A 24,408-nucleotide genomic window follows, 5' to 3' on the forward strand; every position below is an offset into this window, starting at 1 on the left:
CATCGGCTTACGCGTTGTCCGGAAGTCCATCTGCTGCCTCCTTTGGCTCGAGCAGAAGGTCCATCAGCTCTGTAGAGGTTTCCGACATCTCGAACACGAAACGCTCGACTTTGCCCTGCAGCCAATTGTAGAAGATCAACGCCGGTATACCGACACTCAGGCCCGCGGCGGTGGTAATGAGCGCCTCCCAAATGCCCCCGGCCAGCACGCTCGCGTCCACATTGCCGCCGTGCACTTGCACCTGCATGAACGCGCGGATCATGCCGGTCACGGTGCCCAGGAAACCAAGCAACGGCGCGATGGCAGCAATGGTGCCTAACACGCCCAGATACTTTTCCAAGAAGTATATTTCCCGCCGTCCTGCGCTCTCGATTGCCTCCTTGATCTCCTGGCGCGGCCGCTTGATCTTCTCCAGACCGGCTTTGGTAATGCCGGCAATGGGACCGGGCGTCTTCTTGCACAAGGCAATCGCCCCATCGAGGTCCTTGCGCAAGAGCAGGTACTTGATCTGCAGCACAAAGGTGCCGCTCTTGATACGGATCTTGCGCAGCGTCACCAGCCTCTCAATGAGAATCGCCACAGCGATGATGGAGCAGAGCACGATGGGGATCATCAGCACCCCGCCCTTAAGCACGATGTCGAAGAGCGTCATGTCACCTCCGCCGGTCTATCCTACTTGTGTTGTCCCACTACCACGTCGCAAAAGCCCCTGCCAGAATGGTCAGCCCCATCTCGGGATATCCTTGCCATCGCTCGTAGCTGCGATTGGCAAGGTTTTCTCCCTGCACAAACAGAGAAACGCGCCTGTTGAGCTGGTGGGTCACCGCGCAGCCCAGCAGAGCATACGGTTTGAGCTTCGCCTGGCGCGCCAAATCCGCCGTTCGGCTGCTCATAACATCACTGCGCAACTCGAGGCGCGTGCGTTCGCGCCAACGGTAGCTCACACTCACCGGGAGTCGGCGATGAGCAACGTAGGGAAGGTCCACCGCTCCAGGCATTTGCGCAAGGCGGAATGAGTCGCTGTACAGGGCATAGCGCGCCTCGATGCTGAGGTTGGCTGTCGGTTCTCCACGGGCGACCAACGTGGCGTGATTGATGCTGACATCTGGAACAATTCCCACGGTGAACAGGCCGCTGGCTGGATCACGTTGCCAGTACCACTGGTCCTTCATCCAGGAGCGACCCACCCGAGCCTGAAAGACTAACTGCGAAGCCACTCGCCATTCGGCGCCAACGGCCAGCGCGAATTTGGTGAGCGCCGGCTGCAAAAGCAGACTGGGGGCATGATAAGGGTTCTCAGCGCGGCGTTCCATGAGCGTCCAATAGTCATAGCCGCGGCAAAGTTCCAGCGTGACCCCAAGCCCTGGCGAAGGTGTCACCCAAAGTCGCCCGGCCACACTCAGCGCAGATCCTCGTCCTCCTGCTGGAGAAGAGACGCCTTGAAAACCGAACCCCACGTAGGCGTGACCACGGGAGAAGACCTCGCGAGCCACGCCGCACTCACCTTGGACAAAAGAGCTTTGCTGAGTGCCGGCTGTCTCTTCTGGCCGATATCCCTCGCTCAGGTAACTGATCTTGGTCAGCAGTTCGGTGGTCCCGAGCCGAAAAGCTGCTTCAGTCTCAAGGCGGTGTAGAGCATCAGACACACGACTCAGCCGTGCACCCAGTGTGTCGTCGCTGCTCCGCAACGAGGCATATTCATAGGCCACGCGGAGCTGGCCACGGTCTCCAAGACCGAACTCAAGGCCCGTGCCTACGGTAACCGTTGAGGCATGTCGTTCCGGTCTCAGGGCCCTGGCTGTGTCGGGTAGGGTAGCTCCGGGGAGCCCGTAGCCGGCCTGGCAGATGTCCACGTGGGCGCGTGCAGTCCCACGCGGAGAGAAGGGGTAAGTGGCCCTTCCCCCCAGGTCCAAAATCGCATAGTGGCCATTCTCTACCGCGCCGTCGCTGCGGTGGAACGAGATCTCGGCGCCATAGTTCACCAGGCGCCGAGCTCCCCGATAGAGGGCAGCGACATTTGCCGTCCAATAGCTCCCGCCCTCAGCCCGCAGGAGCAGCGACCTGGCCTCCGGCCTGCTCGCGGCGAGAAGCTCGTGCGGAGCCGCCGCAACCACCGTGGAGGTAAGAGGCTCGCGCTCCTCCTGGTGTTGATAGGCGATCGCCGGCTTTCCCTCTACGGCCAACTTCTGACCCGGCAGTCGCAGACTTGTGTCCCTCCCATAGACGAGCACCTCGGGGAGTTCCCACTGCGGGAGTTCTGCCGGTGTGCGCACGGAGTCGGGGGGGACAAAAGGAAGGATCGCGGGCATTTCTTTCTGGGTCTGGGCCCACACCGCAGTACCGACACCGGCTCCCAAAATGGCGCAGGTAAGTCCCAGGGCCATCGCACCGCGCAGCGCACTCAACTTCGACTCGGTTCTCCTCTGGGTTTCGGCCCTCATTTCTTCAGCAGTGCCTCCAGCCGCTCGTTTGCCTTTGACGCCAGGGGATGACCAGAATGGCTGACGACCAGCTCCTGGTAGAGCTTCTTTGCATCCTGATAACGAGCAAGGTTCTCGTAGGCTTCGGCGGCCCCGAAAATCGCCTTTGCCACCCAGTCGCGCTCACTGGGGTAGAGGTATTTCACCTTCAGAAACTCCGTGACCGCCTGTGTTGGGCTCCCCATACGCGAGTAGCACTCGCCGGTCAGGTACTGCGCCTCGGCGGCGACGGCGGCTGTGGCAGCCAGGCTCGGCACCCCTTCCAATTCTCGCAGCGCGTTGGGATAGCGTTTGAGCGCCAGGTAGACGTTGGCCAGCCCAACTCTGGCGCGCGCCTCACCGTCACCGCCAGCAAAGCGTTTCTTCGCTTCCTCGAGCTGGCTCTGGGCAGCCTGATAGTCCCCAGCCTGCAAGTGGCAGTACCCAATCTGGGTTGCCGCCTGCGCCGCAAAGGGGCTATTGGGAAAGGCATCTATCAACTGTTCGAGGTTTTGTATAGCTTCTGCGGAGTTTCCTTTGGCAAGCTGCCATTCGGCCAGACGCAATAGGGCCTCGGGCGCACGGGCGCTCTGGGGAAACTCCTGCCACTGCCGCTGCATCGCCTGCGTGGCCGCTGTTTCATCCCCCCGCTGATGGTGGCTCAACCCCACCCAATACCAGCTTTCTTGTGCCTGTTCCGAAGCGGGAAAGCGTTCACGCAGTGCGGCGAATTCCCCTGCAGCGGCGGCATAGTTCTTCATGTTGTAGTACAGCTCCGCCTTGCGAAACTGTATGGCGGCCGCAGCAGCGGGGTCTTTGACCTTCCGCAGGTAGGTGTCGGCCACTGCTATCGCTTCGTCCGATTTGCCCTGCTGCACCAGCGCCCACTGGATGCCGCTCACCGCATCGTCCACGAAGCGGCTTTGGGGGAAGCGCTCGATGAGGCTCTGATACTGGCTTATGGCTTCGTCATAACGGCCCTGATTGTAGTAGCAGTCGCCAATGGCGTATGTCGCCTCCTCAGCCCACTGACTGTTCGGGAAGCGGGTGGCCACCAGTTGAAATGAGGCAATGGCCTGCTGGTAGTCGCCGGCGCGGAATTGCGCCCTGCCGACCATGAACTGCGCCTCTGGAGCCAGGGGGCTCTCTGGCCACTGTCTCACCACGCGGTCGAAGGCGGCCACTGCTGCGGGCAGGTCTTCGCTGCGATAGTAGCAGTGCCCCACCTGGAGCTGTGCCTCAGCGGCTACTTGGGCCTTTGGGCATTGGTCAGCCACCCAAGAATAGCTGCGGATGGCCGCCGCATAGTCCTTGAGGTTGAAATAGGCGTCACCCTGCCGCAGTTTAGCATCGCAGCGCATCGCCCCCGGCGGTGCAGCCGCAAAGGCGCGCTCGAACTGCCGGGCCGCTTCGGCATACTGCCCCAACTTGAACGTGGCCCAGGCGCTGCCGTACAAGGCTTCGGCTGTGTGCTTTCCTCTGGGGTAATCGGCGAGCAACGTGCGATACAGGGACCCGGCCTGGACATAGTCGCCGGCTGCATACACCGCCTCGGCTTTCCAGAATAGCGCCTCCTGGGCCAGCTCAGGATCCGGAGAGGCGACAAGCACTGAATCCAAAGACGCTGCAGCTTCCAGATGGCGGCCCAGACGATGCTGCAGCCATCCGATCTTCAGCCGTGCGCGCGCCTTGAGCGTGGGGCTCACGGAAGAGGCGAGCGCCTCCTGGTAGGCCTGAAGCGCCCGACCTGACTCGCCCTCGCCAAGATAACACTCGCCCACCATGTACCATGCTTCCGCCGCTACGGGAGAGCGGGGAAACGCGGTGACAATGCGCTGATATTGCTCCCTGGCCGACGCTATCCTCTGAGCAGAAAAATCGAGGGTGGCCAGCTCAAAGAGCGCCCGAGGGGCATAATCGCTGGCCGAGTGCACATCGGCAACCGACCGGAAGAGCCGCCTTGCTTCGGACGTGTCGCCGAGCGCCTGGCGGCACTTCCCCGCCTGAAAAGCTGCAGCCGGGACCAACGGGCTCTGCGGGAGGTGGGTGATAATATGCCGAAATGCTGCCTCCGCCTCGACAAAGGCCTTTTGCTCGTAATGCACCGAACCCAGGCCATAGTAGGCACGGTCAACCATGTCGCCGCCCACGGTTGGGTCAAGCAGCGCCGAAAAGGCGGCCACTGCCTCCCGGGACCGTCCCAGGCGAGCCAGAGCATCGGCAATCGTCAGGCGGGCCTGAACGGCAAGTTTGTGGGTGGCGTGGTCGCGGAGAGCTGCGGAGAGATTGTCCACGGCCAGTTCATATTCGCCCTTGCCGAACGCCACGAAGCCGAGGCGAAAACGCGCCGTGGCTGCCAACGCGTGCTTAGGATATTCACGCGCCAGCTTCTGGTAGGCCTTCGTTGCGCTGTCCCACTGCCCACGCTCTTCCTCCACCCAGCCGATGGAATAGAGGGCATAGGGAGCCAGCTCGCCCTGGGGGTCTGCTGCGTAGGCGCGGCCGTACTGCTCGAGAGCTTTTTCCGGCTGCTGCAACTTGTACAGCGTCTCGCCCAGCCAGTACCGGCCTTCGGCGACCAGCTTTTCATCCGGAGAGCGTTCCAGGAAGCCGCGCAGGTTTCGCTCAGCCTGCCCATACTCCCCTTTCTGGTAATAGGCCTGCCCTATACGGAGCATGCCCCGCGCGCGGAACTGCGTGGCAGGGAACTGTGTAGCCAGCGCCGTGTATTCGGTGATGGCGCGAGAGTATTCGCCCTGCTGGAAGAACGACTCGGCTAAAAGGTAGCGCGCCTCGGGCACGCGGTCGCTTTGCGGGTAGGTACGCAAGAATTTCTGCAGCTCGCCAACGGCCAGATCGTACAGGCCGTCGGCGAAGAGTCCCTTGGCGGTGGCAAAGGACCTCTGCTCGTCAGATACAGGCACCTGACCTTGCCCCATGGATGCCGCAGCCAGGCACAGTTAGGCTACGATGGGGAGCATCAGGCGACTTGTCTTGTGTTCTCCTCTTTCCATGAATCTCCCAGCCTTCCGCGGTTTTCCTGAGGCGATATCTGGGCGACGACTCTCTGCGCCTTTTACGTGTGCCTTTCCTCTTGGTTCCCCATGCCGCTTCTACCGGCGGCCCGACCACCCTTTTCGACTGGCAAATATAGGAAATTTTCCTGGTTCGGACAAAGGGATTTGCGGACTGGCGAGGCGCACTTCAATCCCGGCGGACCAACGCCAGGCAGAGCCCGGAGGGGGGCGTCTACCGCCCGTGGGAGGAATGCGACTTGCGTTGAGAAACGCCCTCCCCTCACTCAGGTGTGGCAAAGGCGCGCATCTCATCCTCCTGCGACACGGCAGTGACAGTTGGCAACCCTCGCTTCGGCGAAGCGCGGAAATGGACAGCCGGCTGCCGCAACGCAGTGAGCGTTATGCGGCGTTCACCAGGCACCGCTCATAAGGACGGGCGCCCACAGGGCGAGCGCGGCTCGCTGGCTCTTCGGGCACGAGAGGGGTGCGGGACCTGGCCTCGGAGGTGCCTTTTCCCACTTTTTTTCCTCTTGACCTGCTCACCAACTTTCTATATCTTTCCTCAGTCGTTTTTGGGACCGTTCGACAAGGAGTTGCCGTGGAGATCAGAGAGACGCTGGTTAGCGAAGCGATTATTCGCACCTATGAGGAGCGCCTCCTGGCGGCCTTGGACAGCACCGTCGCCGTGGTAGGAGGCGGGCCGGCAGGCCTTATGACGGCCATCCGCCTGGCAGGCAAAGGGATCAAGACTACGCTCTTCGAGCGACGGCTCAGCCTTGGTGGCGGGATGTGGGGGGGAGGCATCGGGCGCAACGTCATCGTCGTGCAGGAGCAAGCCAAGCGCATCCTCGACGAGTTCCGCATAAAGAACAAGCCGTATGCGGCGGGCTATTACGTGGCCGACTCCATTGAGGCGGTGTGCAAATTGGGAGCCGCTGCCAAGGACGCCGGCGCCGAGATTCTCACCCTCTTCAGCGTCGAGGACGTAATGGCGCAGGAAGGGCAGATCCGCGGCTTGGTCATCACGCGCACGCCCATCGAGCAGGCAGGGCTCCATGTGGACCCCATCGCCGTCAGTTGCACCTATATCGTCGATGCCACCGGCCATGCGGCAGAGGTCGCCCACATCGTGGGCAAGAAGGTTGGACCGCTGCGCACTGCCAGCGGCACGCCCCAAGGGGAGAAGGCGATGGCCGCCGCGGCGGGCGAGCAGTTTGTCGTGGAGCATGCGGGCGAAGTGTATCCCAATGTCTACGTTGCAGGCATGGCTGTCGGGGCCGTGTTCGGCGGGCCACGCATGGGCCCCATCTTCGGCGGCATGCTCCTGAGCGGCGAACGGGTTGCCGAGCTGATTGCCGCGCGACTGAGCTAAGTTTTCCCCTGCAAAACTGTTTTTCTGAGGACCCAGCCGCAGGATCATACCTGTGGCGTTGGGCCCTCCTTCACGCTCCCGCTATGCAGCTTCGTTCATCTTGGTCAGCGAAGGCAATGGTAGATTCTCCCACAGTCTATTTGGGCCTCGACATCGGCACGGCCAGCGTCAAACTCGCCGTCCTCTTGGAAAAGGCAGATGCCGGTTTGACGGTGGAGCTGGAGCGGCACGGGTTCAGCCGTCTGCAACAGGACAACCTCCTTCTGTTCCTCTCTCCTGCCCATCCGACGCTTGGTGAGCTCGCCCAGGCCGCCAACGCACTCCGGCAAGAGCTGGAATCGATCTTGCCAGACGGATCCGTCAAGGGGATAGCACTGACCGGCTGTGGGGCACCTCTCCTGGCAGCGGATTGGCAGGCGGACGTGCTCAACGATTTTCGCGCCATTGCCGAAGGGGTCACGGCTCTTTTCCCTGACGTCCGCACCATCTTGGAAATGGGCGGGGACTCTTCGCGCTACCTAGCAGTCGAGCGCCAGTTTCAGGGAGAGGCACTCTCGATTATCGACTATGCTCAGAATGGTGAGTGTGCCGCCGGCACGGGCTCGTTTATCGACCAACAGGCACGGCGCCTCCTCTACCGCGTGGAGCAGATTGGCGAATTGGTAGCTACCGCCCGTCGCGCTGCTACCATTGCCGGCCGCTGTTCGGTCTTTGCCAAGTCCGATATGATCCACGCACAGCAGCGCGGGTTCCAGCCTCCCGAGGTGCTCAAAGGCCTCTGTCAGGCAGTGGCACGCAACTTCAAGGGCACCATCATCCACGGTCGGCCTTTGCGGCCGCGGGTTGCCTTTGTCGGCGGGGTAGCCCTCAACGCAGGGGTGGCGGAGGCGCTACGCCGGGCGCTGGGAATTGCGGAGGGGCCTTTTTTTGTGCCCCCGTTTGCGGCACATTATGCTGCCATCGGCTGCGCCATCGTCGCGCGTCGCACCGACAAGGGAACCGGCCGACGCCCTTCTTCAGTCCGCCCCTCAGCGTCTGAGGCCACCTACCCTCCGCTGTCGAGAGCGGGCGTCCGCACCATGCGCCACATAGTGGCCGACATGCCTGCCGCCAAAGAGCCGCGAGCGATTCCCGCCTACCTGGGTCTGGACATCGGCTCAGTGAGCACCAATTTGGCCCTCGTCGATGAGCAGGGCACGCTCCTGATGGATATTTACACCAAGACCAATGCGCGCCCCATCGAAGTGGTGGCCGATTGTCTGGCTGAGGTGAAGGGAAGGCTGGGCGGCCGCATCCAGATTTGCGGGCTCGGTACTACCGGCTCAGGCCGCGAACTCATCGGTGAGCTGCTCGCTGCGGATGCCGTGGTCGATGAGATCACTGCGCACACCGTGGGCGCCAACTTGGTCGCCGCCCGGCATGGCCTGCCTGTTCCTGACACTATTTTCGAGATCGGCGGACAGGACTCCAAGTTCATCTCCATCCGCGAGGGCGTGGTCGTGGACTTTGCCATGAACGAGGCCTGCGCTGCCGGCACTGGCTCGTTCCTGGAGGAGCAGGCCGAACGCCTGGGCATCAGCATCGTGGACCAGTTTGCGGAGCTGGCGTTCAAGGCTCGCCATCCGCTTCGCCTCGGAGAACGGTGCACCGTCTTCATGGAAAAGGATGTGGCCGCCTATCTCCGCCAAGGAGTTGCCAAGGCGGACATCGCCGCCGGCCTCGCCTATGCAGTGGCCCACAACTACCTGAACCGCGTCGTGCGCCATCGTCCCATCGGTGAAGTGATATTCTTTCAAGGCGGGACGGCCTACAATGACGCAGTCGCTGCGGCCCTTGCGCGGGTGGTAGGCAAGCCCATTATCGTGCCGCCGTTCAATGGCGTGATAGGCGCTATCGGTGCGGCACTTTTGGCTCGGGACAAGGTCCTTGCCACCGGCATCGCCAGCCGATTCCGTGGCCTCGACTTCCGCCCGAGCGCGCTGCGTGTCAGGCAATTCACTTGCAAGGGCTGCACCAACTTCTGCCAAATGCAGGAGTATGAGATCGCGGGCGAGAAAAGCTATTGGGGGGACAAGTGCACGGAGCGATATCGCAAGCCGCGAAGGGCAGAACGGGAGCCGGAGTTGCCGGACTTTTTCGCCTTGCGCCAGCAGCTGCTTTTGGACGCAGGGGCAGAACCGGACGGCGGGGGCCCGAACGTCGGCGTGCCGCTCGCCATGTACTTCTATGACCAACTGCCTTTCTGGCGCACCTACTTGCAGACGCTCGGCGCCCACGTGACTTTGTCGGCCCCAACCACGCGCCCAGTGGCTGAGCGGGGCGAAGAGCTCGCCGTGGCCGAGCCCTGTTTTCCAATACTCGTGGCGCACGGCCACGTGGCCGCCCTGTTCGACGCAGGGGTCGACTTGGTCTTGTTGCCAACGGAGATCAATGTCACGGCAACGCCGGACTCACCTGAGTGCTACCTTTGCCCGTGGGGTCAGACTCTGCCCCTGGTGGTGGTCAATGCCCCGGCATTCGAGAAACTGGAAGGGCGCATCCTGCGGCCGGTGGTCCGGTTTAAGGACGGGCCAGAAGCAGTCAAGCGCGCCTTGCATGCCACCGCACTTCGCCTCGGCTGTTCGAGGCGGCAAAGCGACAAGGCAGTGGAAGCTGCCTATCGCACACAGGCGGCTTTCCAACGCTGCTACAGGGAAGCGACAATGCCCCTCATCAAACGGCACCTGGACAAGGGAGGGAGCGCAATCCTGCTATTGGGGCGGCCCTACAATTTGCACGATGCCGCCCTCAACTTGGCGGTAGCGAACAAGTTGCGCACCCTGTACGGCGTCGATGTGATCCCCATGGACGCTCTGGACCTCGACGAGATTGGGATCACCGACATCCACCCGAACATGTTCTGGAACTATGGACAGAAAATCTTGCGCGCTGCTCGCTTCGCCGCAGGCTACGCCAATCTCCACATCATCTACGTGACGAATTTCAAGTGCGGCCCGGATTCTTACATCAAGCACTATGTGACAAGGGCAGCGAACAAGCCGGTACTGTTCCTGCAATTCGACGGGCACAGCAATGACGCGGGCATGCTCACGCGCTGCGAGGCCTTTTTGGATAGCGTTGGCATGCTGCGTCGCTGGCGAGCCCACCGCAAACAAGAGCCGAGGCGAGGGGAATGGCAGGTCCTGACGGAAAGTCGTTAGTTGGGCGCACCCTGTACATCCCGCGCATGTCCTATGAGGGGGCACGCGCCATGGCGGCCGCGTTCCAGTCCGCAGGGTTTGCTGCCGAGCCCACTCCCGAGGGGGACGCGCACACTTACGAGCTTGCCCGGCGCTACACCACCGGCGACGAATGCTTGCCCGAGCTGGTCACCCTCGGCGACATCCTGAAGATCGCGGAACAACCCGGTTTTGCGCCTGAGAAGACCGCGCTCATGATGCCGACATCCAACGGCCCGTGTCGATTTGGCCAGTATCGGCACCTCATCGCGAAGGTGCTCAACGAGCTTGGCCTGGGGGAGGTGTACCTTTTCTCGCCGACGAGCGCCGACGGCTACGGAAGCATTGGCCGCGGCGCGCGCCAGTTGGTGCGCACTGCCTGGTGGGCGGTGGTGGCTTCCGATGTCCTCCGCAAGCTTCTTCTCAAGACCAGACCCTACGAGGTTCACCCTGGCAGCACTGATGCGGCGTTCAGCCGCGCCCTGGACTGTGTGTGCGCGGCGCTTGCCACTCCGGCGCTCTCCATGGCTGCGCACCGACGCCGCGTGCAGGAGGCACTGGAAGAGGCGCGCGACATGCTCCGTGCCGTCCCGGTGCATCGGGGAAGCCCGAAACCGCTCATTGGCGTGGTGGGCGAGATATTCTGTCGGCTCAACGACTTTAGCAACAACCAGGTGATCAGGCGCATCGAGGAGTTCGGCGGCGAAGTGTGGGTCTCCGACGTGGCCGAGTGGACTTGGTACACCAACGAGGAGGAACGCGTACGGCTGCGTCGCGAAGGCAGAAGGTTTTCCTTCGCCATGTTGGGGAATCGCCTGCGCCAGGCAGTGATGCGCGCCGATGAGCACGCTTTGTTGCGGCCCTTCGCCGATGAGCTGCGCGGCTACGAGGAGCCGCCGCACACGAAGGCCATCCTGGCGCGCAGCAGGCCGTACTTGCCCGCGGAGGCAGCCCTGGGGGAGATGGTGCTCAACGTGGGCAAGGCAATCTGGTACTACGAGAAAGGGGCAGCGGCAGTGATCGACGTCAGCCCGTTCAGTTGCATGAACGGCATCGTGTCCGAGGCGGTCTACCCGCGGGTGAGCCGCGACCTGGGGGGCTTTCCCATCCGCACCTTCTACTTCGATGGCATCCAGGACAATCTTGACCGCGACCTGGACATCTTCATGGAGGCCGCGCGCAACTTCATGGCGCGTCGTGCCACGGCCGGTGCCTCAGCCAGGAGCACCTCTTCGTCCAGCGCAAAGTAGCCCCTCATGCGCCTGGGCGGCGCATCATTTCAACCACAGGTAATCACGGAGAGCCACAGATGAAGGAAGAAGAGCCAGCGGCAAGGATTTATGCCCCAGGCCACGTCAGGCCTTCCGGCCATCATGCGCCATCTGTGAACATCCGTGGTTTCAACCAAGAGCAACAGCGGGGTAGCTACCGTTGGCCTGGTTCGGCTGCCGCCGTGTCCTCAGTGGCTTCTGCAGGTGCCGCCTCTTCGTTTCGCACCCAGGCAAACTTGCGCGCGAGGGTCTTGGGATAGTACTTGTCCAGCACCTCGTAGCCAACACGCTTGCCCCAGTGGTAGTAGACGCGGGGCTCGATGTAGGACTTTAAGCTGGTCCCCAAGTTCCAGGTGCGGTTTTTGGCGGCGATCGCCATGCGGGCCTGCAGGGCACCGAGGGCGTACTCTGCGTTCTGCAGGCGCTGTCGCGCCGCAGCCAGGCGGGCTTCCGCACGCGCGACGGATTTTGCGAGCCGCTCTCTGAGTTGCTCCCGTTTTTCGGGGCGCGCCGCCTTCACCTTTTGCGCAGCTTCCCTTTTCAAGGCGGTCAAGGAGGCCTGCAATGCCTGTACCTGGGCGCGGTACTTCTGCACGCGTTCCTCGGCGCGTCGCTCGCGCTCTTTGAACTTTTCTCGGCGTTCACTCCAGTTGGCGGGCGCCTTCTTGGTGTGGTTGCAGAGGATTGCCGCTTCCAGATTTGCTATGGCAGCAGCCTGCCACTTCTTGTACTCCGGATCCTCAGGAACGACTCCGGAATTCTCCAGGCTCTCCCGCACCGCTCGCGTGGCGTGGTGGGTACGGAAGACCTTGGCGGTGAGCCCAGGCAGGATGCTGGAGAGATACTCGTTCACATGACGGCTGCTGATGCCCGGAAACAGCTGTGGCTTGTCCCGGGTGGGATGTTTCTTGCGGTTGCGGTTATTGGAAGGCCGGGCGTTGCGCATCAACTCCTGCAAATTGGCCACCACTGCCGGCGGCAGCGACAGCTTCTTGTGCCACAGAACTGAGTCCTTGCCCAGGAAGCGAAACTCTGCCACTCCGTCGGGGTGCAGCTTCACGTGTTCGGGACGCAGGGTTGTGGCGCCCACGGTGTCTGCCTCGTCCGGGTCCTTTTCGTCGCCCACGCGCATGCACAGCGCGTCAATGAGGTAGCAGGCAGTGGCCACTTCGCGGGTACGCGGCTCCGGGCTGGTGAGGTCTTGCGCGATGCGGCTCCGCACTTGCTCCAGCACGGCGCCGAGCTCGTGCGCCTTGTCGAACTTGCTCGCTTCCCTGGCCTGCTTGACTGGCGCCGTGTCGTGCAGCCAGATGTATTTCATCTTTCCAGAGAGCTTGTCTTTCCATCTGGCAACCCACAGCGAGTCCGGGTCCCAGACGATTTCCTGCCAGTTCCCTTCGGGCCGCGGCGCGTTGGGGCTCAGATTCAGCGTGATGTCGCTTTGCTGCGGGCCTTCCTTCCACCGGCCGCGCAGCGGATGCTTCCCCCTCCCCATGAAAATGCAGCTGGGTTCCACAAGGTAGGTGCCGAGTTCCACCCGCTGGCCGTCCACAATGGCGTAGCCGAAGCGCTCCTTGAGCTGCTCGCGTCGTGCTTTCCGTTCGGCTGCCTGCGCCTTGCGTTCCTCCTTGGACATGGCCAGCTTCGCTTGCCTCTCCGCCTCGACTATCTGGACCGCAGGGGCAAAGTCCACCTCGTCCGGGCGCAACGGAGGCGCAATGCCAAGCGCGGCGCTGAAATCTTTGAGAAAATTCCGCACAAACACCGGGTCTTCAACATAAGGAGTGCCCTGTTTGCGGGCCCAAGCAATTGCCATCTCTGCCTGCTTTGGCGAAAGCTCTACCTCCTGCCCACGCACTTTCAGCTTTAGGCCCTCATAGTGCGGTGGTTCGGGGACCACAACCCCATTGTGAATCAATTCTCGCAATTCTCCTCCCGCGCAAGAAACAACCACAATATCTGTCCAGTCCGGGACAAAAATCGGACGTAAATATATCGCGATTTTCGTGAAATTTCAAACTGTTTGTGCGTCTCAGTTGGATGGCAGAGAGGAGGCTCAGAGCACCACGAGCTCAGTGCAGCTTGCCCATGATGAACGTCACCGTTACGCCGCTGAAGTGCTTCAGCACGTTGAGGTCGCAAAACGCGGAGGCGCCGAGGCCAACGAAGCGCCTTGGCGGGTAAGACACCTGGATTTCCACAGGAAAGCCCAGCGCGGCACCCCTTTGCAGCCACTGCCCCTGCTCCCCGCTGAGCCTAAACCAACTTCCTTGAAGCTCGGCCCCACGCCCCCACCCGAGACCGGCAGCCAGACTCATCCGCACATTCTCAACCGGCCAGCCCAAGTCCTCGTATTCCTCACCACCGAGTGCTGCCGAGCTGTCTCCGATGAAACGGGCAGAAAACAGGAGGTGGTTGACCTGCAGACTGAGCGCCGCACTTCGAGCAGCGAACCCGAGACTGCTGCGGCCAACTCCCGCCGCGGGCCAGGAGTGAATGCTCTTCGCTTGCTTACCGAGGACACGATGGGGAGTAGGAACAGCGACCATTGCAGCAAGGAGTAGAGGCGCGAGCGGCGTGCGCATGCTCATGGCTTGTCCCCTTCCGGGAGGAACTAGCTACCCCAATGACTCCCTGTGCACCGGTGCGAAAGCCGCTGCCAGGGTCCAGGCTCCTCTTATGCCATTTCGGCGAGGATTGCCAGCGCCCGGTGGAGCACCTCTTCGTCCACGGCAAACGAGATGCGAAAGTGGCTGCGCCGCGCGGAAAACTCGCTGCCGGGGACGACCAAGACGCCACGTTCGATGGCCCGCCGCACAAAGGCGTCGCCGTCGCCTCCTGGCGCCTCGGGAAAGATGTAGAACGCACCTTCTGGACGCTGTACGGAGTAGTGTTTGCTCAGCTCGGCGTAGACAAGGTCCCGCTTGCGTTGACAACGCCGCACGTGCTCGGAGAGGTCCACCTCCAAGGCGACAAGCGCGGCTTTCTGCGCGGGCGAGTTGGCGCAGACGGAAGAGTACTGCTGCAGCATCGACATGGCCTCGATGACCGGCGCCGGCCCAGTGACGTAGCCGATGCGCCAACCGGTCATCCCTCCCGTCTTGGAAAAGCTATTGACCACGATCGCCTGCGGCATCACCTCGGCCATGCTGGTGAACTGTCGACCGTCGTAGACGAAGCGGTCGTAGACCTCATCCGATAGCACCACAAGGCCGTGCTCTCGCGCAAGGCGGGCCACCATCTGCAACTCCTGGCGAGAATAGACCGCGCCAGTGGGGTTATTTGGGGTGTTGAGGAGGAGAATTCTCGTCCGTTCAGACAACTGGGCGACAATTGCCTCCTCGCGGAGGCGAAAATCCGGGTAAGTGTCGATGAGCCGGGGAACGCCCCCTAACAAGCGGACCACGTTGCAGTAGGCGACAAAGTAGGGGTCAGGAATCAGCACCTCATCGCCCTCATCCAACAGAGCCATCATGGCCAGCAAGAGGCCGGCGGTGGCGCCAGTGGTGATGAGCACCTCCTCCACCTCGACGCCGCGAGCACGCAGGTAGCTACGCACCTTTTCGCGGAGCTCAGGGATCCCGCGGGTAGGTGTGTACTTGTTGTAGCCCCTCTCCATCCACTTGACTGCCTCAGCCTTCACTGCGGGCGGCACGTCAAAGTCCGGCTCGCCGATGGAGAGATTGAGAAGCTCCCTTTGGTTGCAGGCAATTTCGAAGATCTTGCGGATGCCAGAGGGACGAACCCTCCCCACACGCTGAGCAAGCTGCAGGCCGCTCTTCACGCCGACTCTCCTGTCTATCTCCGCTCCCGATCCCTGCTAAGCTCGGGGACCCTTGTGGCGATCACGATCTTGCGCACCCCTGCCTGCTTGGCCACGTCCATCACCTCCACGACCCGCCCGTGCGCCGCGTCCTTATCGGCGCGCAATACCAGGGGTCGCTCCCGATCAACTGCAACTTGTAACTCGAGACGGGCCTTGAGCGTGTCCAACGACACTTGCTGTTCGCCCAGGAAGACCTCCCCCCGCGGCGAGATGTGCACCACGAGCTCCTTCTGCTCCTCCACCTCGAAAGACTTGGCTGCGGGCAGGTCCAACTTCATGCCCGGCTGCTCGAGGAACGTCGACGACACCATAAAGAAGATGAGCAGCAAGAAGAGCACGTCAATGAGGGAGGTGATGTTGATGAGCACTCTGCGACGGGGACGCTCACGAAAGCGCATTGTCCCCCCTTGACTCGTGGCTTCCCGGCGCACTCACCTTATGAAGAAGGGCGCTGGAATACTTCTCCATGTCCGAAACGAGATCCTCCGCCTTGGAGGCGAAGTAGTTGTAGAAGACCAGCGAAGGTATGCCAATGGAAAGCCCGGCCGCGGTGGTGATGAGCGCCTCAGAGATGCCTCCGGACAGGGCGCTGGCCTGACCGACGCCGATGCGCGAGATGATGTCAAAGACCTTGATCATCCCAATCACCGTGCCGAACAGGCCCAGCAGTGGCGCCACGCCCGCCACCGTCTCCAGGATGACCAGCCCCCGCTCCAGGAGGCGCGCCTGCTGTCTGCCGACATCTGCGATCAGCTCCTTCGCCTCCGCGCGCTCCAGATGTCGGTTCTCCAGCACCGCGGCCACCAGCGTGGCGAGTGGCCCCTTGACCGTACGGCACAGTTCTAAACCATAGGCCGCCTCTTCGGGCCCGCGCAGGCCCTCAATCCATCCCACAATCTCGGGGACGAGGATGCGCTTGCGTCTAAGAACCAAGCTCTTCTGGATAACCACGGCCAACGCCAGCACCGAACACAGCGCCAAGGGGATCATGGTGAGCCCACCCTTGGCCAGGGTGTGGAACACGCCCGTCACCGTTTTTCACCTCCGCCCGCCCTCACTGGCGCGTCACCGAGTAGATGAAGGTCCATGTCAGTTCCAGGTATTCTTCAGGAAAACTCTTCGGCAGTGGTTTGAAGGGCGCGGCGTTCATTACCGCTACCACGCTGGTTTCCTTCAACGAGGGATGACCGGTGTAACCCAGCACCTCCAGGTTAGTCATCTGCCCGTCAGGCAACACCCGGAAGCGCAACACCGTTTCGCCGCTGATAATACCCAGCCGGGTGAAGGCGGGGGGCGGATAGATGTTCTGCCGAATCTTCCGTTTCATCTCCAGCACATACGGGGCAAAGTCCCAGGCGTACGTGTTCAATGTCACTCCGCCAAGTTCTTCGGCACTAAAAGTGACCTGGCGGTAGGTAGCATCGTCGCTGCCGAACAATCCGGCCCGGCTGCTTCCACCAGGATGCGCCGCGAGCACTTCCGGGCTAAAGCGCGCCCGCTGGCGTCTTTCCGATGCCTCCTCAGCCACAGCAACACCCGGCTCCAAGGGCCTCTCTGCGGCTGCGGGTCGCGAGGACTCGCTTGCTGCTTGGGGCTGCGGTTGCGGGCGTGACTCGGGTCCCGCCGGCGACGAGAGACCACCGCTGAACGTGCGATAGGGGGACTGCCCCTCGGAATAGGCGTCGCCCACAGGCTTGTCCTTCGCGGGGTACAGGTCGCGGGCACGTGTGCTCTTGTCGGAGAGCAGATGGGTCCTCGCACTGGGCAGCTCATTCCGCGCATTGCTAGGCGTCTCTACCAGCTCGAACTCCAGGCGTTTCTCCTGCTCCTTTGCCTCTGCGGCCGTGCGCGGCCTAACGATCGCCGGCAGGTGCAGCTGCCGTGTCGCGCCCCACAAGGAGAGAAAGAGAAGGTGGGCGATTAGCGAAACCACCAGCGCCAGGGTAAAGGAGTCCTGGCGCAGACCCACTCTGTGGCTCAACGCGGACATGGCATTAGACCTGGAACGTCATCATATCTTCGGCCACCACGATCTCCCCGGCAAACTGCTTCCGACAAGGGCTCAGGATATCGGTCTGGTCGCACGGCGGGTAGAGGTGCGTGAGCACCAACTTTTTGCAGCCGGCCTCCTTGGCGATGCGTCCGGCCAGAGTCGGGGTCAAGTGCCCATCGACCTTCTCCTCATCGGGTGTGGAACACTCGAGGATGGCCAAATCCACACCGCGACAGAGCTCCACCACTGCCGGGCAATAGTCCGTGTCACCGGAAATGGCCACTGCCCGGCCCTGCACCTGCACCCGCAGGCCCAGCGCGCCACTGCTGTGGCGCACGGCCGCTGTGGTCAACTGCCAGCCGGCCAAGCGGCGCGTTTCGTTGCCGAGCTCCTGCACGGAGAGCTGAAAGGAGAGCTGCTGCAGCCATGGATCGTGCGCAGCGCGGAGGCGATTCACCAACGCCGCGGTTCCCTTGGGGCCCAGAATCTCCAGACCCCATCCTGCGGGCAGATCAGGGGTATTGTGGAGGGCAAAGAGCCATGCCGCCAGGTCGGCGATGTGGTCGAGATGAAAATGGGTCAGGAAAAGCAAATGCGGCTCACGATAGTCAATGCCTGCCTCGCTCATGCGGCGCAGGGTGCCAGCACCGCAATCCACCAGCATGAGCTGCTCCCGCACCCTGAGGGCCACCGAGGGTGCGGAGCGTCGCCACCGCGGGATGCACGTGCCCGAGCCAAGGATGGTAACTGTTATGCCCTCAGCCGCGATCCTCGTCCCTCCTGGTTTCCTCGGCGAGCCAGCGCAAGTAACTCTCTGCCCCGCGTCTCACTGGCAGGGCAAGGATCTCCGGCACCTGATAGCTGTGGAGCGCCCGCACCTTGGCGGCAACGGCATCAAACAAGCTTGCGCGCGTCTTGACGATGAGCAGGACCTCCTGGTCCTTGCACAGCTCCCCCTGCCAGCGGTAGCACGAGGTCACATTGGGGACCACTGACACGCAGGCGGCCAGGCGTTCACCGACCAGCGCCTGAGCGATGTGCTCTGCTTGCTCAACCGCAGGGGCAGTGACAAAAACGACCAGGTACTCGCTGGCCGCTTCATTGTCCCCGTGCAAAGGATGCTCTTTGAGCTGCTTTTCTCCCAACTGCCTGCTCCAGTCTCGATCATCAAGAGCCCAGCGCAACCGCTCAACGAAGCAAGTCTTGCCTCCCCTTTTCGCGCAGCACCTGCTTGTAGATGTCGCTGGACAAGGAAAAGACGGCTTCGATCTCGGCCAGGGCACGTACTGGGCCGGCCGCCCTGATTTCGCGGGCCATGATGGCGGCCAAAGGCTTCACCTTCCCTGACCAGAGTCGATGAGCCGCATCGCCCGTCATCCAGAACTTGATATCGGCCGGCGCATCGCAAGGCCCACACACCACCTCCCAGTGCGCCCCGTCCACCTGCACCGTGATTTCCGCCTGTGGGTCGCGAAAGAAAAAGCGCAGCGACTTGTTCAGGCCGATAAGCTTCTTGCCCAGCTCGGTCTCCTGCAAAGAGCGACGGAAAACAGCACCCAGGATGTCACAGAGCTCTTCAGCAGAAGAAAACGTCTTCCCCATCGCCCAAGTCTCCTTCACTTGGCGGCCACGCGCCACTTCTGCACATTCAGCCAGCTCTTGTACACGAAGAACCCCACTTGCCCGTGCCGCTCAGTTCTGCCCCAATCGCTCCCTGATGACGCGCTCGAAGCGCGGCTTGTAGATCAGGTCGTACGTGGCTTCCTTGTCCGGGAAGAGGCGCAGCACGCTCTGCTTGACGGCCCGCGTCAAAGCAAGGGCTTCGGTCAGCGACATGGACTCCTGTTGCAGCACGGCCATGGTCAAATCGACGATTGTCCGCACCCAGCGGAGCCGCCTATTCTCCTCGCGAATCTCCTGTTCGCTTGCCACTCTTCCTCTCCAAAGAAGCCGCGATCCACCCTCTCGCGTTCTTGATATGTGACCCCTCCCAGTAGAGTCGCCTGCAGGCCGGACAGCGCCAGAACGAGCGCTGCTGCTGACGCACGTACTCTGCCACCTCGTGCTCCACCTCGCGGGGGTCCACTGGCTCGACCTCTCTGTTGCAGAGCGTGCAGATGGTGAACAGCCCCTGCTCCGTGTCCAGACCGAGGGTCTCCACCACTTGCCGGAATTGTTCGCGGGGATTCTGGCTCTCGATGAACAGGCCGGCGGTGGGCCCAAGCGACTCGGCCAGGGCGCGGTCGCGAGTAAGCACCAAGCGCTGCTCGCGGGTAGCCTTTGCCCGTAGCTCAGCGTCGGTCCAGGCAGTGCTGTACTCGGCATCGTAGCCGATGATGCGCAGCCACTTGGCCAGCTTCCCCAACATGACATCAACGGCGAATTTCATCTCCTCACTCGCTGGGAGCACCCCGCTGGAAAAATAGCATACCTCCGGCAAAAAGTCAAGCTGTTTGTTGGCATAGGTCAAATAGGCCAGGTGTGACAGCCGGCTTCCGCCGCTGCCAGCTGAGGTGGAACCATCGCCGACCTGGGGCGTTCAAAGGGCAGTGTCAATTCCGCGTGGACCGAATGCGATGAGGCCCTTGCTACGCCCTCTGCTTATTGCCCTTGCTCTTCATCTGCTGGCGGCCCTGATTCTGCTGGCCGTGCGCCTCCCATCGGAGAGGCCCGCCGAACTGGCCGAGGTGACACTCCTGTCGCCACCCGTGCAAGAGCCAAAGCCACCTGTGCTGCGACGCCCGCCCCAAGTGACCTTGCGCCTCCCCGCATCCGGGGCCACGCCCGCGGAGACGCTGCCCACAGTCCGGGACACGTTGTCCCGGGTCTCTGCTGTCAGCCCCAGAGCGGCAGAGGTGTTGCGGGCCGCCACTGACAGCCTGCGCCTCCAGGCAGCACGTCGCTGGGCGCTCTTCCACCAACCCTTGCCGGACTCCCTCCGTGCACCTACCCCCGCCCAAGCTCTGATGGAACGACTTGCCCGCTACGGACCGCCAGTGGGCGACACACGCGCGCTGCCGCCGCGCGACCGCGCTGGCGAAGAGGTGTACCGACGCGCCACCGGCCACGGCGGCCTTGCCGACATAGCAGCCTTGTTGCGCAAGGCAGGCATCGGCCGCGCGCCATCAGTCCAAGCCCCGACGCGCATCGCCAGGGAACCAACATTTCAGGAGCTGCACGTCCTCAAAGAACTATGGACGGCGAAGAGCGTCACCGGTCCGGAGCTGTACCGCCAGCTCGATCCAGCAATTGCACCCAGCGCCGAAAGCCTCAATCAACTCCTCGACGAGATGACCGAGCGCGGCCTGTTGCGGCGCCGCCTTGTCTCTCCCCAGGACGTGCTCACCGTCACCACACCTTTCGGAAGCATGGAGGTGGAGCGAAATCCGCTCAACTTGCGTAATCGAGTGTATCGATACTGGCCGGTGGTCAGCCGCGAGGAAATCCTGCACTACCTGCAGGGTGCTCTCTTGCGCGAAGAGGTAAGCGACTCTGCCCACGCCCGCCGGCTCGCGGAGAAGCTACGGCTTCTGGTGGTCCAGGAATAGAGCCCCATCACAGCCAGCCTTGCGCCCTGTACCACGCCAATGTCAGCTTCGCGCCCTCCTCTATGCTCACTTTCGGCGCAAAGCCCAGGTCTGCTTTTGCCCGGGCATTGTCGCAGACCCAGTACCGCTGGCGCATCTCCCGCGCTTTCTCCCGGCTAATGAGAGCAGGCCTGCCCATGAGGCGCGCAGCGGCCTCCGAGACGGCAGCCACTGGCGGCAGCAGCGCCTCGGGCACATGCACCTTGAGGCACCTGTGGCCCATGGCCGCGGCGATGGTGTCAGCAAAAGCCTCCCAGTCAACCGGCTGGTCGTTGCACACGAAGTAGGTGTTGCCTATCGCCTTCGGGCTGGTGGCAGCCAGCAGCAGGCCGCTCACCAGGTCATCCACATACACAATGCTCAACAGGCGCGGGCCTCGCCCCAGCAGTGGACAAAGCCGGTGCGCCACATAGCGAAAGAGTACCAGCACATCGCGGTCGCGCGGCCCAAAGACCACGGGCGGCCGAACGATCACCGCCTCTCCCTCTGCCGCGTATTCCCTCACCAACAACTCCGCCTGCAGTTTGCTCTCGCCATAGGCGGTCAACGGAGCGGACTGGTCCAGTTCGGTCTTGGCACGCACGCCGTCACTCGGGCCAGCGGCTGCCTGACTGGAGACAAAGACCACCCGTGGGTGACCAGCCGCCCGGCATGCCCGCAGGAGGTTCGCAGTGCCCTGCGTGTTTGCCGCAAAAAATCCCTCGCGGGTAGCTGCCTTCGTCGCCCCGGCCAGGTGGAAAACCACCTGCACTCCTCCCAGGGCTGGCTCAAGCGATGAAGGGTCCGCCAAGCTGCCCTGCGTGAACTCGACATCCAAACCTTGCAGCCAGCGAAGATTGCTGGTTGCCCGCACAAGGCAGCGCACCTGGTGGCCCTGCTGCACAAGCCTTTCCACCAGGTGACTGCCGATGAAGCCGTTTGCGCCCGTTACCAGTGCCTTCACCTGTCGACTCCTCTTCTCATGCACGCAATTGCAGCAAATTGTACAGAAAACGCAGGAGAAATGCAATCTGCTTTTTTCGGGGTGTTCTGGCTTTTGCGGGTCCAGCTCCTTTACCTCCACCACTGACGAGCCGCCGTCTGGAAGCAGTAATCAAAGACGAAGCCTCCTTCGGGACCGAGCCTCCCAGATGTCTGGTGCCATCAGCGGGCAGGCCGTGCCTGACCCTGAAGCCACCACCTGGGCCCCGAGGGTGGCGAGCCAAGCGTCCTCCGCCCGCAGAGGCTTTTTTCTTGACATTTGTCTAATTGTTCCGTATATTACAGGCCAAGAATGCGGCGAATGTGTGCACGGCGCTCATGAGCGCCTTCGCCCACAACAGGAAGGAGGTTGAACGTGGACCTATTCGACAAGTGCAAGAGCTTCAGGCGCGCCAGGGAAGCCATGGCGGCCGGCTACTATCCCTACTTCCAGCCCATCGAGTCCGGGGCAGCCAACGAGGTGGTCATCAAGGGCAAGAAAGTCATCATGATTGGCTCCAACAACTACATGGGCCTGACCCAGGACCCGCGCGTCAAAGAGGCGGCTATCCAGGCGGTGAAAAAGTACGGCTCTGGCTGCACCGGCTCGCGCTACCTCAACGGCACGCTCGACATCCACGTGGAGTTGGAGGAGCGTCTGGCGGCGTTCATGAAGCGAGAAGCTGCCCTGGTGTTCTCCACCGGCATGCAGACGAATCTCGGCACCATTTCCGCCATCGCCGGCAAGGACGACCTCATCTTTGGCGACCGCGATAACCACGCCTCCATCGTGGACGCCTGTCGCCTCTCCTTTGCCAAACTCGTCAAGTTTCGCCACAACGACATGAATGACCTGCAGCGCCTGCTGGAACGCTTCAAGGACCATCCTGGCGGCAAGCTCATCGTGGTCGACGGCGTGTTTAGCATGGGCGGCGACATCGTCAATCTGCCGCGGCTGGTGGAGCTGGCGCGCAGCTACGGAGCGCGCGTCATGGTGGATGACGCCCACTCCACCGGCGTGCTGGGCGCCAACGGCAGGGGCACCGGCGAGCATTTCGGCCTCGAGGACCAAGTGGACATCGTCATGTCCACGTTCAGCAAGTCCTTCGCCTCCATCGGCGGTTTCATCGCCGCAGACGAGGACGTCATTCACTACATCAAACACATAGCGCGATCCTTCATTTTCTCCGCAAGCCCTCCACCCGCAGCAGTGGCAACTGTGCTGGCCTGCCTGGACATCATCATCAAGGAACCGGAGCGCCGCGAAAAGCTATGGGCCAACGTGCGCAAGATGAAAAAGGGATTCCAGGAACTGGGCTTTAACACCGGCAACAGCGAGACGCCCATCATCCCCATCATTATCGGCGACGACATGAAGACTTTCCTTTTGTGGAAGCGCCTCTTTGAAGACGGTGTGTTCACCAACCCGGTGGTCAGTCCGGCGGTACCACCCGGCATGTCCTTGCTCCGCACCAGCTACATGGCTACGCACACCGACGAGGAGCTGGACATCGTCCTGGAAAAGTTCAAGGTGCACGGCAAGGCTCTGGGCATCATCTGACAGGGAGGCAATATGTCTATACCGGCGTCGCTGGTGGTCCGCCCTGTTCGCACCCGGCGTGACCTGAACCGTTTCGTGAAATTGCCATGGCAGATCTACCGCGGCAACCCCTCCTGGGTGCCGCCCCTGATCGCCGACGTCAAAAAGATCTTGGACCGCGAGAAGAACCCGTTCTTCCAGCACTCGCAGGCGGAGTACTACCTGGCCGAGCGCGACGGCCAGACAGTAGGGCGCATCGCTGCCATCGTCAACGACAACCACAACCAGTTCCACCACGAGAAAACCGGCTTTTTTGGCTTTTTTGAGTGTGTGAACGACCAACAGGTGGCAGATGCGCTCTTCGACGCGGCCGCCTCGTGGCTGCGCGCCAGGGGAATGGAAGTCATGCGCGGCCCCATGAACCCCAGCACCAACGATACCATCGGCCTGCTGCTGGACGCTTACGACCTCCCGCCGGTGATCATGATGACCTACAACCCGCCGTACTATGTCGACCTGGTGAACCGCTACGGGATGACCAAGGTCATGGACGTGTACGCGTACTGGATGGATGCCACGCAACCACTGCCGGAGAAGTTAATCAGGGTGACCGAAAAGGTGCAGAAGAAGGAAGGGCTGATCTTCCGCAGCATCAACATGAAGGACTTTTGGGCAGAGGTGGATCGCATCCACCAGATTTACAAGGCCTGGAGCTACAACTGGGGCTTTGTGCCTATGACCACCGAGGAGTTCCACCACCTGGCCAAGGACTTGAAGACCGTGGTCGACCCTGACTTGGCGTTCATTGCCGAGATGCACGGCCAGCCGGTGGGATTTTGTCTGACACTGCCCGACTTTAACCAGGCGCTGCATAAGATCAACGGGCGGCTTTTCCCCTTCGGGCTCTTCAAGCTCCTCTACTATGCCAAGAAAATCGACCAGGCGCGGGTCATCACCATGGGCGTGATTCGCGAATACCAAAAGCGCGGCATCGACGGCCTGTTCTACCTGGAGACCTATCGCCGCGCGGTGGCCAAGGGGTACAAAGGGGGGGAGTTCTCCTGGGTTCTGGAAAACAACGTCATGATGCGGCGCACGGCGGAAATGATGGGCGGCAGAATCTACAAGACCTACCGGATCTACGACTACAAGCTGTGACTGGCCA

Annotated in this window: 21 protein-coding genes; 6 read left to right on the forward strand and 15 right to left on the reverse strand. The window is 62.1% G+C overall.

Annotated features, from left to right (window positions below; all coding sequences use genetic code 11):
* Positions 1–7: 7 nt before the first annotated feature.
* The 3 genes from H5U38_08125 to H5U38_08135 are packed head-to-tail and all read right to left on the reverse strand — an operon-like array spanning position 8 to position 5,383.
* A complete protein-coding gene (locus H5U38_08125; protein ID MBC7186984.1) occupies positions 8–652 on the reverse strand; it encodes a MotA/TolQ/ExbB proton channel family protein in 645 nt (214 codons plus the stop codon).
* Between the two features lie 37 nt (positions 653–689).
* Positions 690–2,405 (reverse strand): TonB-dependent receptor, encoded by a 1,716-nt coding sequence (locus H5U38_08130; GenBank protein MBC7186985.1) that lies wholly within the window; start codon positions 2,403–2,405, stop codon positions 690–692.
* Positions 2,406–2,437: 32 nt separating this feature from the next.
* Positions 2,438–5,383, reverse strand: a complete 2,946-nt coding sequence (locus H5U38_08135; GenBank protein MBC7186986.1) for a tetratricopeptide repeat protein — start codon at positions 5,381–5,383, stop codon at positions 2,438–2,440.
* 691 nt (positions 5,384–6,074) lie between these two features.
* Between H5U38_08135 and H5U38_08140 the strand changes: the two genes are divergently transcribed.
* The 3 genes from H5U38_08140 to H5U38_08150 all read left to right on the forward strand — a co-directional run bounded on the left by H5U38_08140 (position 6,075) and on the right by H5U38_08150 (position 11,316).
* Positions 6,075–6,848, forward strand: a complete 774-nt coding sequence (locus tag H5U38_08140; protein ID MBC7186987.1) for a thiazole biosynthesis protein — start codon at positions 6,075–6,077, stop codon at positions 6,846–6,848.
* 116 nt (positions 6,849–6,964) lie between these two features.
* Positions 6,965–10,048, forward strand: a complete 3,084-nt coding sequence (locus H5U38_08145) for a hypothetical protein (GenBank protein MBC7186988.1) — start codon at positions 6,965–6,967, stop codon at positions 10,046–10,048.
* The gene (locus tag H5U38_08150; GenBank protein MBC7186989.1) at positions 10,021–11,316 is read left to right on the forward strand and encodes a hypothetical protein; all 1,296 of its coding nucleotides are present in this window, start codon (positions 10,021–10,023) and stop codon (positions 11,314–11,316) included. The genes H5U38_08145 and H5U38_08150 overlap by 28 nt, the downstream gene beginning before the upstream one ends.
* Positions 11,317–11,491: 175 nt before the next feature.
* On the opposite strand, the gene H5U38_08155 is transcribed toward H5U38_08150, so the two are convergent.
* The 11 genes from H5U38_08155 to H5U38_08205 form a co-directional block, all read right to left on the reverse strand.
* Positions 11,492–13,264 (reverse strand): DNA topoisomerase I, encoded by a 1,773-nt coding sequence (locus tag H5U38_08155; protein MBC7186990.1) that lies wholly within the window; start codon positions 13,262–13,264, stop codon positions 11,492–11,494.
* A gap of 145 nt (positions 13,265–13,409) precedes the next feature.
* A complete protein-coding gene (locus H5U38_08160; protein MBC7186991.1) occupies positions 13,410–13,928 on the reverse strand; it encodes a hypothetical protein in 519 nt (172 codons plus the stop codon).
* Between the two features lie 86 nt (positions 13,929–14,014).
* Positions 14,015–15,121 (reverse strand): pyridoxal phosphate-dependent aminotransferase, encoded by a 1,107-nt coding sequence (locus tag H5U38_08165; GenBank protein ID MBC7186992.1) that lies wholly within the window; start codon positions 15,119–15,121, stop codon positions 14,015–14,017.
* A gap of 14 nt (positions 15,122–15,135) precedes the next feature.
* A complete protein-coding gene (locus H5U38_08170; protein MBC7186993.1) occupies positions 15,136–15,561 on the reverse strand; it encodes a biopolymer transporter ExbD in 426 nt (141 codons plus the stop codon).
* Positions 15,548–16,153 (reverse strand): MotA/TolQ/ExbB proton channel family protein, encoded by a 606-nt coding sequence (locus tag H5U38_08175; protein ID MBC7186994.1) that lies wholly within the window; start codon positions 16,151–16,153, stop codon positions 15,548–15,550. The genes H5U38_08170 and H5U38_08175 overlap by 14 nt, the downstream gene beginning before the upstream one ends.
* A gap of 64 nt (positions 16,154–16,217) precedes the next feature.
* Positions 16,218–17,132, reverse strand: coding sequence for an energy transducer TonB (locus H5U38_08180; GenBank protein ID MBC7186995.1), 915 nt, complete (start codon positions 17,130–17,132; stop codon positions 16,218–16,220).
* Positions 17,133–17,157: 25 nt separating this feature from the next.
* Positions 17,158–17,835, reverse strand: coding sequence for a ribonuclease Z (locus tag H5U38_08185; protein MBC7186996.1), 678 nt, complete (start codon positions 17,833–17,835; stop codon positions 17,158–17,160).
* A 79-nt stretch (positions 17,836–17,914) separates the two neighbouring features.
* The gene (locus H5U38_08190) at positions 17,915–18,238 is read right to left on the reverse strand and encodes a divalent-cation tolerance protein CutA (protein ID MBC7186997.1); all 324 of its coding nucleotides are present in this window, start codon (positions 18,236–18,238) and stop codon (positions 17,915–17,917) included.
* Positions 18,239–18,344: 106 nt separating this feature from the next.
* Positions 18,345–18,758 (reverse strand): SCP2 sterol-binding domain-containing protein, encoded by a 414-nt coding sequence (locus tag H5U38_08195; protein ID MBC7186998.1) that lies wholly within the window; start codon positions 18,756–18,758, stop codon positions 18,345–18,347.
* Between the two features lie 90 nt (positions 18,759–18,848).
* On the reverse strand, positions 18,849–19,088 hold the full coding sequence (locus H5U38_08200) for a hypothetical protein (protein ID MBC7186999.1): 240 nt from the start codon (positions 19,086–19,088) through the stop codon (positions 18,849–18,851).
* Positions 19,054–19,545, reverse strand: a complete 492-nt coding sequence (locus tag H5U38_08205) for a Mut7-C RNAse domain-containing protein (protein ID MBC7187000.1) — start codon at positions 19,543–19,545, stop codon at positions 19,054–19,056. The genes H5U38_08200 and H5U38_08205 overlap by 35 nt, the downstream gene beginning before the upstream one ends.
* A 187-nt stretch (positions 19,546–19,732) precedes the next feature.
* Between H5U38_08205 and H5U38_08210 the strand changes: the two genes are divergently transcribed.
* Positions 19,733–20,704, forward strand: a complete 972-nt coding sequence (locus H5U38_08210; GenBank protein MBC7187001.1) for a hypothetical protein — start codon at positions 19,733–19,735, stop codon at positions 20,702–20,704.
* 7 nt (positions 20,705–20,711) lie between these two features.
* Here the strand turns inward: H5U38_08210 and H5U38_08215 are convergent, their stop codons facing one another.
* Positions 20,712–21,686 (reverse strand): NAD-dependent epimerase/dehydratase family protein, encoded by a 975-nt coding sequence (locus H5U38_08215; protein ID MBC7187002.1) that lies wholly within the window; start codon positions 21,684–21,686, stop codon positions 20,712–20,714.
* 393 nt (positions 21,687–22,079) lie between these two features.
* Between H5U38_08215 and H5U38_08220 the strand changes: the two genes are divergently transcribed.
* Positions 22,080–23,264 carry an aminotransferase class I/II-fold pyridoxal phosphate-dependent enzyme gene (locus H5U38_08220; GenBank protein ID MBC7187003.1) on the forward strand — a complete coding sequence of 395 codons (1,185 nt, stop codon included), beginning with the start codon at positions 22,080–22,082 and terminating at the stop codon, positions 23,262–23,264.
* A gap of 12 nt (positions 23,265–23,276) precedes the next feature.
* Positions 23,277–24,401: an N-acetyltransferase gene (locus H5U38_08225; protein MBC7187004.1), complete on the forward strand. Its 1,125-nt coding sequence runs from the start codon at positions 23,277–23,279 to the stop codon at positions 24,399–24,401.
* The last annotated feature ends 7 nt before the right edge of the window (positions 24,402–24,408 follow it).

The sequence above is a fragment of the Calditrichota bacterium genome, assembly GCA_014359355.1.
Classification (GTDB): Bacteria; Zhuqueibacterota; Zhuqueibacteria; order JANLFK01; family Oleimicrobiaceae; genus Oleimicrobium.

Excerpts from the sequence above, each read along its gene's own strand:
- H5U38_08125 (MBC7186984.1), bottom strand. The coding sequence starts at position 652 with ATGACGCTCTTCGACATCGTGCTTAAGGGCGGGGTGCTGATGATCCCC.
- H5U38_08145 (MBC7186988.1), top strand. The coding sequence starts at position 6,965 with ATGGTAGATTCTCCCACAGTCTATTTGGGCCTCGACATCGGCACGGCC.
- H5U38_08150 (MBC7186989.1), top strand. The coding sequence starts at position 10,021 with ATGGCAGGTCCTGACGGAAAGTCGTTAGTTGGGCGCACCCTGTACATC.
- H5U38_08160 (MBC7186991.1), bottom strand. The coding sequence starts at position 13,928 with ATGAGCATGCGCACGCCGCTCGCGCCTCTACTCCTTGCTGCAATGGTC.
- H5U38_08170 (MBC7186993.1), bottom strand. The coding sequence starts at position 15,561 with ATGCGCTTTCGTGAGCGTCCCCGTCGCAGAGTGCTCATCAACATCACC.
- H5U38_08175 (MBC7186994.1), bottom strand. The coding sequence starts at position 16,153 with ATGATCCCCTTGGCGCTGTGTTCGGTGCTGGCGTTGGCCGTGGTTATC.
- H5U38_08195 (MBC7186998.1), bottom strand. The coding sequence starts at position 18,758 with ATGGGGAAGACGTTTTCTTCTGCTGAAGAGCTCTGTGACATCCTGGGT.
- H5U38_08205 (MBC7187000.1), bottom strand. The coding sequence starts at position 19,545 with ATGAAATTCGCCGTTGATGTCATGTTGGGGAAGCTGGCCAAGTGGCTG.
- H5U38_08210 (MBC7187001.1), top strand. The coding sequence starts at position 19,733 with ATGAGGCCCTTGCTACGCCCTCTGCTTATTGCCCTTGCTCTTCATCTG.
- H5U38_08225 (MBC7187004.1), top strand. The coding sequence starts at position 23,277 with ATGTCTATACCGGCGTCGCTGGTGGTCCGCCCTGTTCGCACCCGGCGT.